Origin of the sequence: Streptomyces virginiae, from assembly GCF_041432505.1 — a bacterium.
Lineage (GTDB): Bacteria > Actinomycetota > Actinomycetes > Streptomycetales > Streptomycetaceae > Streptomyces > Streptomyces virginiae_A.
In genome coordinates, this window is record NZ_CP107871.1 from 1,681,043 (window position 1) to 1,696,692 (window position 15,650).

Annotated in this window: 13 protein-coding genes and 1 pseudogene; 11 read left to right on the plus strand and 3 right to left on the minus strand. The window is 69.3% G+C overall.

The features are described from left to right. Positions 1 to 29: 29 nt before the first annotated feature. The 11 genes from OG624_RS07885 to OG624_RS07935 all read left to right on the plus strand — a co-directional run bounded on the left by OG624_RS07885 (position 30) and on the right by OG624_RS07935 (position 12,913). Positions 30 to 1,355 (plus strand): protein-L-isoaspartate O-methyltransferase family protein, encoded by a 1,326-nt coding sequence (locus tag OG624_RS07885; RefSeq protein ID WP_328971577.1) that lies wholly within the window; start codon positions 30 to 32, stop codon positions 1,353 to 1,355. Continuing rightward, the gene (locus OG624_RS07890) at positions 1,352 to 1,777 is read left to right on the plus strand and encodes a GFA family protein (RefSeq protein WP_328971576.1); all 426 of its coding nucleotides are present in this window, start codon (positions 1,352 to 1,354) and stop codon (positions 1,775 to 1,777) included. Before OG624_RS07885 ends, OG624_RS07890 begins: the two co-directional genes overlap by 4 nt. Further along, positions 1,774 to 3,159, plus strand: a complete 1,386-nt coding sequence (locus OG624_RS07895) for a phosphotransferase (protein WP_328971575.1) — start codon at positions 1,774 to 1,776, stop codon at positions 3,157 to 3,159. The genes OG624_RS07890 and OG624_RS07895 overlap by 4 nt, the downstream gene beginning before the upstream one ends. Positions 3,160 to 3,194: 35 nt before the next feature. Beyond that, positions 3,195 to 3,674: a GNAT family N-acetyltransferase gene (locus OG624_RS07900; protein ID WP_328971574.1), complete on the plus strand. Its 480-nt coding sequence runs from the start codon at positions 3,195 to 3,197 to the stop codon at positions 3,672 to 3,674. A gap of 62 nt (positions 3,675 to 3,736) precedes the next feature. Beyond that, positions 3,737 to 6,094, plus strand: coding sequence for a methyltransferase, FxLD system (gene fxlM / locus OG624_RS07905; protein WP_328971573.1), 2,358 nt, complete (start codon positions 3,737 to 3,739; stop codon positions 6,092 to 6,094). After that, on the plus strand, positions 6,091 to 6,639 hold the full coding sequence (locus OG624_RS07910; protein WP_328971572.1) for an AAA family ATPase: 549 nt from the start codon (positions 6,091 to 6,093) through the stop codon (positions 6,637 to 6,639). The genes fxlM and OG624_RS07910 overlap by 4 nt, the downstream gene beginning before the upstream one ends. Before the next feature lie 25 nt (positions 6,640 to 6,664). Continuing rightward, a complete protein-coding gene (locus tag OG624_RS07915; RefSeq protein ID WP_328971571.1) occupies positions 6,665 to 6,868 on the plus strand; it encodes a hypothetical protein in 204 nt (67 codons plus the stop codon). 43 nt (positions 6,869 to 6,911) lie between these two features. Continuing rightward, positions 6,912 to 8,372 carry a site-specific integrase gene (locus OG624_RS07920; protein ID WP_051762651.1) on the plus strand — a complete coding sequence of 487 codons (1,461 nt, stop codon included), beginning with the start codon at positions 6,912 to 6,914 and terminating at the stop codon, positions 8,370 to 8,372. 404 nt (positions 8,373 to 8,776) lie between these two features. Further along, positions 8,777 to 10,165: a hypothetical protein gene (locus OG624_RS07925; RefSeq protein ID WP_158711738.1), complete on the plus strand. Its 1,389-nt coding sequence runs from the start codon at positions 8,777 to 8,779 to the stop codon at positions 10,163 to 10,165. Beyond that, positions 10,162 to 12,348 (plus strand): hypothetical protein, encoded by a 2,187-nt coding sequence (locus tag OG624_RS07930; RefSeq protein ID WP_371639263.1) that lies wholly within the window; start codon positions 10,162 to 10,164, stop codon positions 12,346 to 12,348. Before OG624_RS07925 ends, OG624_RS07930 begins: the two co-directional genes overlap by 4 nt. 25 nt (positions 12,349 to 12,373) lie before the next feature. After that, positions 12,374 to 12,913: a hypothetical protein gene (locus tag OG624_RS07935; protein ID WP_208869298.1), complete on the plus strand. Its 540-nt coding sequence runs from the start codon at positions 12,374 to 12,376 to the stop codon at positions 12,911 to 12,913. Positions 12,914 to 12,963: 50 nt separating this feature from the next. Here the strand turns inward: OG624_RS07935 and OG624_RS07940 are convergent. The 3 genes and pseudogenes from OG624_RS07940 to OG624_RS07950 form a co-directional block, all read right to left on the minus strand. Continuing rightward, positions 12,964 to 13,797 (minus strand): annotated as a pseudogene (locus tag OG624_RS07940) (ISAzo13 family transposase); the annotation flags it as partial. A 12-nt stretch (positions 13,798 to 13,809) separates the two neighbouring features. Next, a protein-coding gene (locus tag OG624_RS07945; RefSeq protein ID WP_106971281.1) for an IS5 family transposase occupies positions 13,810 to 14,720 on the minus strand; the annotation gives its coding sequence in 2 pieces (ribosomal slippage) (positions 13,810 to 14,366 and positions 14,366 to 14,720; 912 coding nt in all). Positions 14,721 to 14,889: 169 nt separating this feature from the next. Further along, entirely contained in the window at positions 14,890 to 15,468 is a 579-nt protein-coding gene (locus OG624_RS07950; protein WP_266447290.1) for a TetR/AcrR family transcriptional regulator, read from the minus strand. Between the last annotated feature and the right edge of the window lie 182 nt (positions 15,469 to 15,650).

The window sequence follows — 15,650 nt, forward strand, 5'->3', positions numbered from 1 at the left end:
GTTCCCGGATGCCGAGGAGGCACCCGCCCATGCCCGAACACCCCCTTGCCGACGGGCTCACCGCCGCCCTACCCCGCCAAAACCCCGACCCCGACCCGGATCCGGCGGCGGCCCGGGCCGCGATGGTCGCCCGCCTCGAAGACGAAGACGCCCTGCACCCAGGACCCGTGCGTGACGTGTTGCTGGAGCTCGCGCGCGAGGTGCTGATGCAGCAGGCGTACGTACGGCGCACCGCGGACGACGTGACCCCGCCAGAGTGGACGCTCCTGGACTGGGCGCGGCCGGCGGACCGGGCCGAGCTCCTCGACATCCTGCACTGCGGGGAAAGCGTCCTGACCCAGCACGACGACGAGCCGATCTTGGGCCGTGAGGCCGGTACGTGGCGGAAGGGCGGCGAGATCACCTCGCTCTCCAGCGGCATGACCATGACCGCGGGCCTCATGGAACAGCTCGGCCTTCAGCCAGGCATGCGGGTCCTGAACCTTGGCACCGGGCCGGGTGTGACGTGCGCGATCACCTCGATTATCTGCGGCGCGCAGTATGTGGTCTCCCTGGACAGCAGCGCACACGTCACCGAGGCCACGCGCGTGCACCTGGCCCGGCTCGGGCTGCATCCGACGCTGGTCACGGGCCAGGGCGAGGACGGCTGGCCGGACTTGGCTCCGTACGACCGCATCTTCGCCTCGTACGCGGTCCCCGCCATCCCGGCGGCCTGGCTGGAGCAGCTTGCTCCCAACGGTCTCGCGCTGGCCCACCTCACCTCCGGGTCCCCGTCCTGGCCCGCTCTCGCGGTCATCACCAAGACCACCCTCGGCACCATCGCGGGAGAGCTGCGGCCAGCACGCTACGGGCACCGGGCCGGACACGGCCTGCCCCGCCTCTACCTGACCAAGCCGTTCCGGGACCGGATCGACGCCCGCGAGGGCGCCGCCGTCACCCGCAGCAGGCAGGAAGCGCCGGCGAGCACCGAGCGGGGCTTCTGGGTCGCGTACGACGCCCTGCACCCCGGAGCAGTCCGCCGCGGCGGGGTCGAACATCTCGTCATCGGAGCACCGGCCTGCGGATCCTGGATGATCGCCGAACCCGCCACCAACGGCGCGTGGACGGTCCGCAGTTGCGGACCGCGGAACATCTGGGCCGAGATCCAGGACACCGCCACCCGCTGGCGGGCCGCCGGATCCCCCGACTCCTACCAGCTCCACCTCGACACCGATGGCACGCAATGGGTCAGTACCCGCACCGGCGCCGGGTCCGGACTGCTGTCCTGGCCACTGCCCGTCGCCGTACCTCCGGCACCGCGGCAGAGCACGGCACCGGACACCAAGGAACGATCGGACCAGGAGATGACCGCATGACCCTCCTCCCCTCCAGCGAGCCCCGCACCGGTGGCTGCGTGTGCGGCAACATCCGGTTCACGGTCACCGGCCCGCCAGATTTCCCCCACACCTGCAGCTGCCGGGACTGCAAGAAGCGCGGCGGGGCCCCGATGATGACGTGGGTCGCGTTCCCCCTCGAAGGCTTCGAATGGACCGGAGAGGGAGGCGAGCCCACCTGGTACGACACGTACCCGGGCAAGACCAAGCGCGGATTCTGCGGTACCTGCGGCACCCACGTCGCGGCCTACGACTACGGCGACACCTGGATGGGCGTCACCATTCCGGCGCTCGACGAGCCCGATGGTGAGGGCCTTACTCCCGTCAACCAGTCCTGCCGTGACGAGGCGGTGCCCTGGCTCGGTCAAGTTCCCGACACGCGCTCCACCCAGGCCGCGCAGTGAGCGGGGTTCCCCGGCACACCGTGCCGGTCGACGTCCACCTCATCCTGCGCCGCGACGGCAAGGCTGGCCCCGAGGTCCTGCTGTCGCGCCGTGCAGGCCCTGTGTATGCGACAGGGCTCTACCACTGTCCGTCGGGACATCTCGATCCGGAGGAGGACATGGTCGAGGCCGTCATTCGGGAGGCCTGTGAGGAAACTGGTGTCCTCATCGACCCCGAGGACGTCACGCTGGCAGTGACCGTGCACCACAGTCCTCCGGTCGGTGCCGGGAGCCGCTTCGGGATGTTCTTCGAGGTCCGCCGGTGGTCGGGGCAGCCGGAGGTGAGGGAGCCGGACCTGTGCGACGACATGGGCTGGTATCCGCTGGAGGGCGAGTTGCCCGAGCCGATGGTGGCGTACTGCCGGGCCGGCCTGGATGCCTACCGTGCCGGGCTGCCCGCTGCCGTCCACTTTCAGGAACCGGGCGACCCGATCTCCTACGCCACGGAGGGCCCCGACCGCACCCTCCTCGTGCCCGGCCCCCCGGTGGACGGCCCCGGGCTCCCACACCACCTGCGGGTGTTCGCCGAGCGGGCCGTGGGCCGGATCACCGGAGCCGAAGACGTTTCCTGGGTACGGACCGGGAGCAGGGTCTGGCGGATCACCGGCGCAGGCGGCGGCACTTGGTACCTCAAGCGGCACCGGGGCGCCAAGTTCCATGACCGGGAGGTGGCCGCGCTCCGGTTCTGGGCGGGGGTTCTCGGCGCGAAGGCCCCGCGGCTGGTCGCAGTCGACACCCCGGCGAGGGCCGTGGTAATCACCGCGCTCACCGGTCGGCCTCTGCACGGCACGGCCCTGGAGCCGGCGGCCGAGGCGCAGGTCCAGCACGGTTTGGGCCAGCTCGTTGCCGCCCTGCACCGTGCCACCCCCACACAGCCCGCTGGCCCCTCCCCGGCCCTGGGCAAGGTAGAGCGGCATCTGAAAGCTGCCGGACCGTACCTGGCCGTCGGCGACGAAGCCCTGGTCCTCGCCCTGGCCCGCGCGTACGCGGACCTGCCCGCGGCTTCCGCAGTGCCGACACACGGGGATCTGCAGTACCGCAACGTCCTGATCGGAGAAGACGGCGGGCCGCGACTGCTGGATTTCGAGCGCTCCGAATACGCCAGCGCCACCAGGGACATGGTGCGGCTCTCCGATACCTGGACCGGCAGAGACGACCTGAAGGCCGCATTCCTGAGCGGATACGGCCGGCAGCTCGACCCGGACGAGGAACTCCGTCTGGACTGCGAGGCGGCCTTCGACGCGGTCTCCGGCATCGCCTACGGCATGGCCCACGGCGACCCCGAGGTCACCGAACGCGGCCGCCGCACCCTGCTGCGCCTCCACACCGCCCGCCGCAGCTGACCCCGCCCGGCATCGATTCGAGGAAGGCGCACGGTATGACCCAGCCCCGCCTGGCCACCCCCGCCGACGCGGCGGAGATCTCCCGCCTGCGCTCGGAGAACATCCTGTCCGAGCCCCTGGACCCGCTCTGGCTGGCCCGGTGCACCGACCAGCTGACCGTACGACTCGCCACCGGAGGCGACGCGCGTGCCTACGTCGTCGAAGCCGTCGAGGGCCGGCTGGCCAGCTGCGCACTCGGGCTCGTCCACGCGGTCCTGCCCGCCCCCAAGTACCCCAAGGGGATGGCCGTACGGATCCAGGCGGTGGCCACCGACCCCGATCACCGGCGCCGCGGTTACGCCAAGGCCGCGCTCACCGCGCTCCTGGACCATCTGGAAGCCGACGGGGTCACCCTCTACGACCTGCACGCGAGCGAGGACTCGGCCCCGCTCTACGCAGCGCTCGGGTTCACCGCGGACCCGGCGCTGATGCGGATGACCCGGCTCCCCGGCCGCGCCCCTGGACGCACCACCTAGCCGCGGTTCGCCACCCAAGACACGAGCTATCTGATGGCCTATACGAGTTGAGGAGCACCGCTGTGGGGTACGTGGTTCGCGCGGAGTGGGAGCAGCACTACGCGCAGGGGAAGGGGTTCAGGCTTCTCGGTGACGTCGAGCGGGCTCTTCTCGCCGAGCATGTCCCGGCTCCACAGGAAGGCGGCCGGGCTCTCGATGTGGGCACCGGGAAGGGTGAGCTCGCGGTCTACCTGGCGTCCCTCGGCTACACGGTGGACGCCACCGACTTCGCCGACAGCGCGCTCGACCACGCCCGGCAAGAGCACCCTGGCGTGGAGGGTGTGCGCTGGATTGGGCTGGACATCGAGAACGGTGACCCTGTCGATCTGCACCCCGACGGGTACGACCTGATCACCCTGCGCCTCGTCGTGCCGTTCGTCTCGGGGCGAAGCCGCGTCCTGCACCAGCTGGGCGAGCGCCTGCGGCCCGAAGGCGCCCTCGTGATCATCACCCCCACCGCGGAGAACACCCCCGAGGAGCGGAGGAACATCGCCCTCGACGAGAGCGAGATCCGCGTTCTGACCGAGGGCTGGAAGCAGACAGAGCAGCTGGACGCGGAAGGGCTCGCCGTCTTGGTCCTGCGCGGCCCCTGCCCCACCCCGACCACGGCAGTGGAGAAGGGGCAGCCGACCGGACACGCGTTGACCGGCGCCCTCGCCGTCGTCACCGACGAGGCCGGACGCGTCCTCCTCGCCAGGTCCACCCGAGGGATGTGGGAACTCCCTGGCGGCAAGCCGACCGGATCGGAGGATTTCGCCTCTGCTGCCGTCCGTGAGCTGGAGGAGGAGTGCGGGCTGATCGCCTCGCCCTCGGACGCGTACGTGGTGACGATGCTTGCCGACGACAGCCACGGCGTGCCCAGGCTGACCGCGGTCGTACGCGTCACCGCGTTCTCCGGCACCCTCACCAACCCGGAACCGAACCTCTTCGAACGAGCCGAGTTCCACGACCTGCACACCCTCGCCCGCATCGGGCCCGTCTTCGCCCCGGCCGCCCAGGCCCTGGACGCGATCTGGCCCGGCATCATCCCGGGCCTGCCCCCGGTCCACTCCTACCCGCTCGCCACCACCCACCCCCCGGTGCCCGGCGAGCCCGCCGAAGCCGTCCGGCTGCGCCACTCCATGGCGGCCAAGATCATCGCAGGCGGGTGGGCGCCCTCGAAGCGCGTGCAGGAGGCCCTTCACGAGATGGCCAGGCACCGGTACGCGCCGGAGAAGGATCTCAAGACCGCCTACGACGACGACTTGTGCATCAGCACCCGCCGCGATGAGGCCGGGCGGAGCACCAGCTCGGTATCGGCGGCCTGGCTCCACACCGACATGGTCGAAAGCCTGCACCTGCCGGAAGGCGGGCACGTCTACGAGGCGGGATCGGGCGGCTGCAACGCCGCCTTCATCTCCCACGTCGTCGGACCCACAGGGTCGGTAGTCACCGGCGACATCGACCCGTACGTCGTGCGCCGCGCACAGCGATTCACCGCAGAAGCCTACAGCGGGCAGGTCACCGCGTTCCAGGGCGACGCAGCGATCGGAGCCCCGGCCTGGCTCGTTCCCCGCGGCGGATTCGACGGCAGCATCATCACCTACAGCGTCTGGCAGATCGCACCTGCATGGCGCGAGCAGCTCGCCGAAGGCGGATATCTGGTCCTCCCCCTGGAGATCCACGGCTACACCCGTGCGGTCAGCTTCCAACGCGACGGGGATGTCCTCCACGCCCGTAAGTTCACGCACTGCGGCTTCGTGCACGCACAAGGCGAACACGCGCGGACCGTTCCCGTTGTCGACCTTCTCGACGGTGAGCTGCAGCTCCGCTTCGAGGACGGCGCGCCCCAGCCGACGCAGGGGCTCGAGGACGCGTTGCGAGGGCCACGCCACGAGGTGGGCACGGGGCTGGTTGTGAGCGGCGAGTTCTACTTCGGGGGCCTTCAGCTGTACGCGGCTACGACCCTGGCGGGGTTCTGTCGGCTGGCCGCCCACGTCGATAAGGGCGCGGGGATCACCCTGATCGCGAAGGGGTCCGACGCGCCGGCGATCCTCGGGGACCGGTCGATCGCCTACCTCATCCACGTCCAGACCCGCCGCGGAGTCACCCCGAAGGACAGCGAGTGGGAGTTCGTCGTGCACGCCTTCGGCGAGCAGGGCCCGCAGCTCGCCGAGCGGCTGGTGGACACGGTCAGGGCCTGGGACCAGAACGTGCGGGCGAACCCCGATCCGGCTCTGAGCGTCCACCCTGCCGGAACCCCGGACCACCGACTGCCGCCCGGTGACGTCCTGGACCGCCCGCTGTCCCGGATGGTGTTCCAGTGGGCGGGGCGTGACGGCCTCCTCCCGGCACCCGTTGAACGAGCGGTGCACGTAGGGGCGGATGCGGAGGAGCGGTGATCGTCTGGATCAACGGGCCATTCGGGGCCGGGAAGTCGACCCTGGCGACCGGTCTGCGCGAGGCACTGGCCGGATCAGTGGTCGCGGACCCAGAGGATGTCGGCTCCCTCCTGCGCAAGAGCATGGCCGGCCACGCCCTGCGCGTGCGCGACTACCAGGACTATCCCGCGTGGCGGCGGCTGACCGTGCAGCTCATCATCGAGCTCTACCAGCTGACCGGCGGGACGGTCATCGTCCCGATGACTGTACTCAAACGGGCATACGCGGACGAGATCCTCAGGCCACTCCGCGAACTCAGCACCGAGGTCCACCACCTGGTGCTCCACGCTGATCCACGGCAGCTCGAAGCCCGGATCGCCGCGAGCCAGGAGTACCCCGACGGCGCGCGCAGCGAGGCCGTCCGCTCCCACCGACGCCGACGCGCCCACGACTACGAGCAGGCCGCGGCCGAGTGGCTGCACGACGCCGGGCACGTGATCGACACCAACGCCCTCACCCCCAAACAGACCCTTCAGGCCGCACTCGCCCACCCCTACAGCCGCTGACCCGTCCAGACCGGAGAACCGCACCATGAGCCCCCTCGCAACCCAGACCATCCGACTCGGCACCCGGCCCAGCCCAATGGCGATGGAACAGACCGGCCGCTTCGCCGAGACGTTCCGTACCCAACATCCCGGGACCACCCTGGACATCTTCAAGATCACCAGTGAGGGCGATGCGCACCGCGGACCGCTATCCCAGATCGGTGGCAAAGGCGCCTTCTGTCTACGGTGACCGTGTTGTCAGAGGTCGTGTTGCCGTACGTGAGGCGTGCGTTGTGGACGAGTGGCAGCTGTTCTGGACCGGCGCGGACGTTGTGGCGCCGGCGTCAGAAGCTGGTGTTCTTGACGGCTGGGAGGGTCTCGCAGCGCGCGAGAGCCAGCTAGGGATTCGTACGGGGCAGCCAATCCTTCTTTCGCCTGCGGGACGGGTCGACCCGCGGCTGAGCCGGATTTTCAAGTCGCACTACTTCGCTCGGAAGTCCGAGGGGACTCGGCAGACGTATGCCCCCTGCTACCGCGTGTTCTTCACCTTCCTGTGGCAGCGGGGCCTTAACTGGGACGAAGCAACCCCAGAGGACCTGGAGGACTGGGAGGACTGGCGTTTGCGAGGGCTGGGCAACCGGAACACGATCACGGGGTCAACGTGGGGCAAGGAACTTGCGGCTCTGCGCTTGCTCTATGACATCGCGAGGAAGCTGAGGTTCGTCGCGGACAGTCCGGTGCTTCTGAGGTCGTTCGTCCTGCCGGACGGAACTATGGTGGAGTCGGCGGAGCTGGCTCCCGCTGATGTGCGCGGCTCGGACGTGAAGTGGCTGACGCCACGGGCCTACAGGCTGTGGCGGGACGTTGGTCTGGGCGGGCTGCTTTCGGATGGTCTGGAGAATCCGAGCTGGCCGGGCCGCAACGACGCCCGGGACACGTCGTACGCGGATCTCGTGTACTCCTCCGGGCTCCGGCGCAGGGAGGGCGGAACGCTGCTCCTCGCGGAGCTGCCAGAGCTGACTGACCGGCGGTACTACGCCGGCAAAGTGGGAACGGCTGTCGCAAAGCGCGCCGGCCGTACCTTCTACGCCAGCCACGGCGCGCTACGGACGGTGGAGTACTACCGGCTGTCCACGCGGGCCCAGGCCGTAAGGCGGGCTCAAATGCGGGGACTGTACGAGCAGGTGCCGGACAAGCGGATCCTGGAAGAGGTCACGCGCCGGCGGATCGCTCGCTGGTCGGAGCCCGACGGCAGACTCGGCCAGGCCCACCTGGACAAGCTGAATGTCCGCCAGCGCATGAAGCTCTTCGTCCGCGCGGCTGACGGGCTGGAGCCGGCCATGGTGTGGCTGACCGAGTCGGGCATGCCGATGGCCTACCGCAGCTGGACCAAGACCTTCGAACGGGCTAGCGAACGATGTGCGGCGATGGGGCTCACGGTGTTCGCGACCCCGCACATGCTGCGCCACTCCATGGCCTTGCGGATGCTTCTGGCCCTCAACCATGCACTGGACCGGCGTCTGGGACTGACGCCCGGTGAACGGCGCCGGTACGAGGAGGCTTATGGGACGGTCTGGTCGATGGTGAAGGACCTGCTCGGACACCTGTCGGAGGAGACTACGAAGGCCATCTACCTAGAGCCGGTCCGCGGGCTCCAGCTGGAGACGCTGCTCAACGATGAGGACCATCCGGTGAACGACCTGATGCTGAGCGAACTGGCCCGGCGAACCGGCCTGATCTTGGACGCCGTGTGACGCGAGGGAGGGGCAAGGCGACCCTGCCGCCTGCGGACTACCGGCGCCGGAGCACCGTCGATGCCTCCGGACTGATCTGTACCCCGCTGGGACCCGCCGGCCAGGACCTGGGCACCTACAACTTCACTCAGTGTCCGGGATCGCTGGAGATCAGGCGGGAACTGGCGGCCGGCTTCGCCCGCGCCGCCAGGGCCTGGACCAGCGCGGCCAGCTGCGACACCCACGCCAAGGTGGTCCGCCAGTTCCTGAGGCATCTGGAAAAGGAGTATGGGAAGACCATCGGACACGTTGGCGAGATCAGCGCAGGTATCTGGAACAGGTGGGTGGACGCAATCGAAACCAGGCGGATGCTCGGTGCCGTCCTGCGCCAGGTGCCTTCACTGCCGGCGGCTACGCTCGCGGCGATGTCCGTTCGAAGCCGCTGGGTCCGCAAGGCCGCGCCCAAGGAGAGCTTCTCCCGCACCGAACTGCTGATGATCCGGGACGAGGCAGCACGGACCGTTCGGACTGCCCGCCTCCGGATCACGAGCAACGCCCGCCTGCTGGAGCGCTGGCGGTCCGGCGAAATGACCGACGGGGACAAGGACTGGCCATGGGGTGAGCTGCTGGACATCCTCAGCCGCGACGGCGACTTCCCAAGGACACCGAGCGGGTACCCGCCCCATCCCGTCCGGCGGGAACTGGCCCGCCGCTTCGTGCCGCCCGGCCGCTACCACCAGGGCATCTCTGCTCTCTTCCCGACGGTCGTGGAAAAGGGCGCGGCCGCGGTGCTGCTGATCTGCCACGAGGCATGGAACCTGTCGGTGCTCGCGGCAATGGAGGTTCCGTCTGTGTGGCCGAACGGAGACGGGGACACCGCGGAGCCGGTGGTCCAGCGCGTCGAGACGGACAAGGCACGGCGTGGCTCCCGGCTGCGGCACAGTACGAACAACCTGGTCAACGTCGGTGAGGACACTGCAGGGTGGGCCTTGCGGCAGGTCGTTGACATGACCGAGCAGGTCCGGATCACGTTGGCGGGGCTTGGCCGGCCGAGCAGGGCCCTGTTGTGGTCGCGGGGTCTGCACCGGGGGGAGATGTTCAACGATGGGTCCACGGGGCTTGAGCACGCGATCGTGGACTGGTGCGAACTCATGGGTGCCCGCGGCGTAGCCCTGCCACCGGGTATCGGCGCCCGCAAGCTGCGGCATTCGGTGGAGGTCGTCATCGGCGCTCCTCACAACAACACCCGGAAGGTCCACGACGACGCGTACGTGCGGCGAGACCGTCGGGTCATCGAGGACTCCCCGACCGCGGTGGCTGCCGGGCTGACCAAGGCGGTGGAACAGGCACGCGCTCACGTCAGGATGAGGGTCGTCACCGTGGACGGCGGCGACCCGGAGTGCCAGGCCCACGCTGTCCAGGGCCAGGTGGGCATCACGCTGGAGGCCGCCCGGCAGTTCGTCTCGGGCGATCTCGATACGGCTGTCGGGGCGTGCCAGGACTTCGACCACAGCCCCTTCAGCACCGACGGCCCCTGCTCGGTGTCCTTCCTCCTGTGCTTCGCCTGCCCCAATGCGCTCGCCACCGGGCGCCACCTCCCACGGATCGTCTACCTGTTCAAGGCGTTGGAGGCGCTGCGGTCGGCGGTGGCGCCGGCCGTGTGGATGGCCGACTGGAAGGAGCACCACGCCCGGGTGGGTGATCTCCTGGCCGAGCACACCGTCGAGCGGGCCTGGCCCGCTCTTCTGGGCCGGCTCACCGGGTCGGATCGGGAACTGATCGACGCGATGCTTGAGAGGAAGCTGGACCCGTGACACGCTCATCCGGCTCTGCGCTGGCGGGCCCCGGCCTGGTCGATCCGCCACCCACCGCCCTGGTGTTCCCGCCCGCGCGAGTACGGCGGGGTGTCGAGATGGAGGTCCTGCCGCGGTTTGCCGACGACCGCTGGCAGTTCGCCTACCTCGACCAGCGCGAGACCACACGTAGTTCCGCAATCCGGTGGAGCACGTTCCCGGCCCCGCTTCGGGCATCCTTCAAGCGCCTGGCCTGGGCCTTGGTGCACATTCCCACGCCGCCTGCCCTGATGGACCAGCGCGCCTCAGTGACCCGCTCGGTGGTCACGCCGGCGACGATGATCCTCACAGTCCGATCCTGGCAGAACTTCGCCGATTGGGCCGACCGGCGCTCAATTACCCGTCTCGACCGCGTGAGCCGTGAGGACCTTGAGCATTTCGCCACCACCCTGACGGACAGGAAGGGCGCGGGTGCGGACGAGCGGGTCCTGTTCGCCCTGACTCGTGCCTGGGCATACGCGCCCTTCATGCTCCCCGGCGACCGCCTGGTGATGCCGCCGTGGGCAGAGCCGGCGAGTGCGCCCGGTGACTTCACCGACTCCAGCAACGGGCCCGCTCGCGGAGAGAACCGCACACCGGTCATCCACCCGGCGACGATGTCACCCCTGCTCGTGTGGGCCCTTCGCATGGTCCTGGACCTGGCACCCGACGTCCTGGCCGCCCGCCGGGAATGGCAGCGGCTCGAGGCCGCCGTGGTGCCGCCGGGCTCGGCTCCGAGGGACGGCCGGGACCGCCTTCGCGCCTACATGCGCCAACTACGGGCGAGCGGTGAGGGCATCCCGGCATACAGAGGACGGTCCACTCGAGCTGTGAGCGCGCGATGGGACACGAGTGGGCCCGCCGCGAACGTCCGCTTCATCGCAGGACTCCTCGCGGTCACCACAGGCCAAGTGCAGGATTTCCTTCGCGGCGGCCCTGAGCCGCTGGTCGGACTAAAGTTCGCAGACGGTGCCGCCCTGCCCACACCGATCACCGCGGCCGTCGATGGAAAGGCGTGGACCCACAGCATCGACCACAGCGAAGTGCGGGCGCTGACGGTGCATCTGGCTACGGCCGCCACCGTGGTCATCGCCTACCTGTCCGGGATGCGGCCCGCCGAGGTTCTGCACCTGGAACGCGGTTGTGCGACCAGGGAAGAACGCGCCGACGGCACCGTCCGCTACCGCGTTGCCGGCCGTCACTTCAAGGGCGTCACCGATCACGAGGGCAACACACGACTGGAGGGGGAAATCCGCCCCGACCCCTGGACCGTGATCGAAGTAGTCCACCGGGCCATCCAGGTGCTGGAGAACCTCTCCGACGAGCAGCTGCTGCTTCCCCGAACCATCAGCCCGCATCACCGCGCTGCCGGGTATCTCGCGCGCGGGCTGTCCAGCGACACGGTCACGCACTGGATCAAGAGGTTCATCGCCTGGGCGAACGAGCAGGCCGCCATCCTGGAGCGGCCTCACGAGATCATCCCCACCGATCCGGACGGTGATGTCACACTTCGACGCTTCCGCCGTACGGTGGCCTGGTTCATCTACCGCCAGCCCGGTGGACGCATCGCGCTCGGCCTGCAGTACGGCCACGTCGGCGCATCCCTGGCCGAGTCCTACGGCGGCCGGACCACGGCCGACATGCTGGACGTCCTGGACTTCGAGCAGGGCATCGCCATGGCGGACGCGCTTGCCGAAGCCAGCGAGCGCATCCAGTCGGGCGAGACGGTCAGCGGTCCAGCTGCCGACCGCTACCGCGCGGCGGCTACCCAATACCACCACCATGCGTACGACGGCGCCTTCGCCTCCAAGGCGCAGCTCACCGCGCTGAGGAGCAACCCTCGCCTCCAGATCCACGATACAGATGCGGCCCTGCTCGCCTGCAACTACGACGCGTTCAAGGCGCTGTGCGACCCCGAACGCGGCCGGCCCGGCGCAGCGGCGCAGAAGACGCCCAGCCCCAGCCGCTGCAATCCCTCCTGCGGCAACGTCTCACGCACCGACACGCACATGGAACGGGCACGCCGGGAGATCACACGGATCGAGAGAGAGCTCGCTGATGGGTTCGACCCGCTTCCCCTGCGTTCACGCAAACTGCAGCGCACTGCTGCTCTACGCCTGATCATCGACAACCACGAGGCCGCACGGCCGACGGAGCCGGCGTGAACGGGACGGGCTCATGAACACCCCCATGACCGGCGCGCACGAGATCACAGCAGACCCAGCGAGCGGGCAGGACGCCTCTGCCCCAGTACCGATGGCGGCCGCCATCGCACAGACCGTTGGAGCTGTCCTGGCCCAGAGCGCTGCGCTCACCGCCCCGAGTACCACAGTGGATGCGGACGAGATCAGAGCGATCACCGACGCCATGATCCGGCTCCTCATCGGTGTTCCGTGCCGCTCCGACGGACAACTGACCGTGAAGTCGCTGGCCGCCGAGGCAGGGCTCAGACGCAACAAGCTGACCCACAAGCACACCGGCCTCAGAGACCTCTTCTACGCCCTCGTCCGAGCCCAGGACGTCCGCCCCAAGATCGCCGACAGCCTGAAGGCCGATAACGACACGCTGCGGAAGCAGGTCTCACGACTTCGAGCCGACCGGGACGCGCAGGCCGCCCAAACCGCCCAACTCGTGCGAGTGATCCAGGTGCTCGAACTTGAAAACCTCCAGCTCCGCGAGTCCGCCGACACCACCGGCGTCATCCGGGTCCTCGCCCCGCGAGGACATTAGCCACCGCAGCCAGGATCAGGTGCCCCTGGTCCGGTCTAGGCGAACATCGGTAGAGCGGTTTCGGAAGCGAGCTGGGCCAGCTGGAGCTTCCAGACCCGGGTGCGGTAGCCGTTGGATCCGCCGGCGTCGGCGGTGATCAGCAGCCGTGTCGCCTGCGGGTAACTGGCCTGGCCCTGGCCGTGCCACCAGCGGCGGATCGATTCCACTGCGAACGCGGCGGTGTCGTGATCGGTGCCGACGTTGACCCAGCCGGTGTTCGCGGTCAGGTCGTAGATCCCACAGGGGACGGCTTTGCCCAGCTGCGGGTCGGCGAAGTCGTGGACGCCGACCGGGACGGGCTCGCCGACGGGACGCCACTGGCGGCCGCTGTTCTTGAACTCGCCGACGCGTTCCTTCTTCTTGGTGTCCACGCTGATGACCGGCTGGCCGGCGTCCCGGTGGTTGCGGGCTTGCTCGTTGAGGTAGCGGAACTGGGCATCCCGGTCCGGGTGCTGATTGCCCTCGAGCGTCTTTGCGTTCGCCTGCAGGCTGAAGCCCTCTTCCCGCAGCAGGTCGCCCACGGTAGCGGCGCTGATCCGGTGCCCGGCCCGCACCAGCTCCGCCGCGAGCGTACGGGTCGATTTCACAGTCCACCGCAGCGGCGACATCGGATCGCCCCTCTCATCGGGCTCGACCAGCGCGAGCAGTGCCGGCCGCACACCCGGGTCCAGGTCGGCGACTCGTTTGCGTCCTCCGCCGGGACGCCCGACCCGTCCCAACGGCTCGTCGCCGGATTCCAGCTCGAACACACCATCGCGGACCGTCGTCTCACTGACCTGGGCCGCCCGAGCGACAGCGCGGATGCCACCATGCCCCAGCAGCCGGGCCTCGGCCCCCATCAACAGCCGTCGCTGCCGCTAGGCCGTGTCTGACAAATGATCACGGGCTGGTTGGCGGAGCCAGAGGATCAGCGAGGCCAGGACGACTCCGGCACGGTAGCGGTCGGCGAGCTTGTCGAACCTGGTCGCGATCGCGCGGAATTGCTTGAGGCGTGCGAAGCATCGTTCGACGACGTTGCGGTCGCGGTAGGCCTCCTTGTCGAACGCGGGCGGTCGGCCGCCGTGGCGCCCTCGGCGCCGACGGTTGGCCGCTTGGTCGCGGCGCTCGGGGATCGTGACGGCGATGCCGCGGCGCCGCAGCAGGTGCCGGATCGCCCGGCTGGAGTAGGCCTTGTCGCCCAGGACTCGGGTCGGTGTCGTGCGCGGGCGGCCGGTGTCGGCTCTCGGAACGCGGATCCCGTCGAGGACCTGACCGAAGGCGGTGGCGTCGTTGACGTTGCCAGGCGTGAGCACGATGGACAGGGGCAGGCCCCGGCCGTCGACGGCGAGGTGGACCTTGGTGGTCAGCCCGCCTCGGGACCGGCCGAGGGCCTGGCGCGTCTGCGAGCGGCCCGGATCTTCCAGTTCGTCCCCGTCTGCGGCCCCTTTTTACCTGCGCCGGCGGCATGCTGGTAGGCCCGGTTGACCGTGGAGTCGACGGCGACGGTCCACTCCACCCGGCCCACCGCGTCGTCGCGGACCTGCACATGCTCCAACAGCCTCGCCCACGTACCATCCGCCTCCCAGCGGGCGAACCGCTCGTAGACGGTCTGCCACGGCCCATACCGCTCCGGCAGGTCACGCCATGGAGCCCCGGTCCGCAACCGCCACAGCACACCATTGACCACCTGCCGGTGATCACGCCACGGCCGACCACGCCCGTCCACCTGCGGCAACAAGGGCTCTATCCGCTCCCACGCCGCTTCCGTCAACTCGCCTCGCCCTGCCACAAGATCAATTATCAGACAGGCCTTAGTCCAGATGCGGGAACAACACCGCAATCTTCGCGGAGAGTTCGATACGGGTCTCGTCCGGGATGCGCATACCAGACCAACGAGCCCCAGGTCGGGAAGCAACACCTTGATAATCTGCAGGCCCTTAGCCCTGTCTGTCACGTTCCTATCCGGGCGCGCCCTGCCCCGCACTGAGGCCGTCCAGCAGGAGGTCCCCGAGTTCGGAGAAAGCGTCGCCTGCGGTCAGGCCGGTGCTCTCCAGAAGGGCCCCCGACTGGAGTGCGTCGATGGTCACTGCCACGACCTGGGCGGCGAAGTGTCCGTTGAGCGCGCGGAAGACGCCAGTTTGTACGCCTTCCTCGATCATTTGGTGGACCCGGTGCGCGGCGGCAGCGGAGTTCTTGCGGTAGATCTGTGCGGTCGGTTCGTAACCCACCATGTCGTCGTAGAAGGCGTTGGAGTGACGGCGCATGGCCGTGCCGATGCCGGCGAGGTAGACCCGGATGCGCTGCCGGGGGTCGGGCTCGGCCTGGACGGCCTGCTCGATCTCGGCCGTCACGGCCCGGAAGAAGGCGCGGGTGACCGCCAGTACCAGCTGTTCCTTCGTGGAGGCCAGGCTGTACAGCGTCGCCTTGGAGCATCCGAGCCGCTGGGTGAGCTCATCCATGGTCACCGCGGTGAAGCCTTCGGCCAGGATGATCGCCTCGGCCTGACGCAGCAGTTCGTCCCGCCGGCGAGTGTCCACGACCCGCCGGCGGGCCGTTTTGCGCGGGCGTCGGTCACGCGAGTCAGTTGGGGCCGTCACCGCAGCAGTCTCCCATGGACGTCATCGCCGGAACCGGCGGGTGGTCGTCCGGGACGGGAGTCCGAGACTTACGAGGGGGTACCAGGGTACCGCTCGACGTACCTGGGCTGCGGCAGTCCCCG

Bases quoted from the DNA above. Each gene is read 5' to 3' on its own strand.
- OG624_RS07885 (WP_328971577.1), top strand. From the start codon at position 30: ATGCCCGAACACCCCCTTGCCGACGGGCTCACCGCCGCCCTACCCCGC.
- OG624_RS07890 (WP_328971576.1), top strand. From the start codon at position 1,352: ATGACCCTCCTCCCCTCCAGCGAGCCCCGCACCGGTGGCTGCGTGTGC.
- OG624_RS07900 (WP_328971574.1), top strand. From the start codon at position 3,195: ATGACCCAGCCCCGCCTGGCCACCCCCGCCGACGCGGCGGAGATCTCC.
- OG624_RS07915 (WP_328971571.1), top strand. From the start codon at position 6,665: ATGAGCCCCCTCGCAACCCAGACCATCCGACTCGGCACCCGGCCCAGC.
- OG624_RS07925 (WP_158711738.1), top strand. From the start codon at position 8,777: ATGTCCGTTCGAAGCCGCTGGGTCCGCAAGGCCGCGCCCAAGGAGAGC.
- OG624_RS07935 (WP_208869298.1), top strand. From the start codon at position 12,374: ATGACCGGCGCGCACGAGATCACAGCAGACCCAGCGAGCGGGCAGGAC.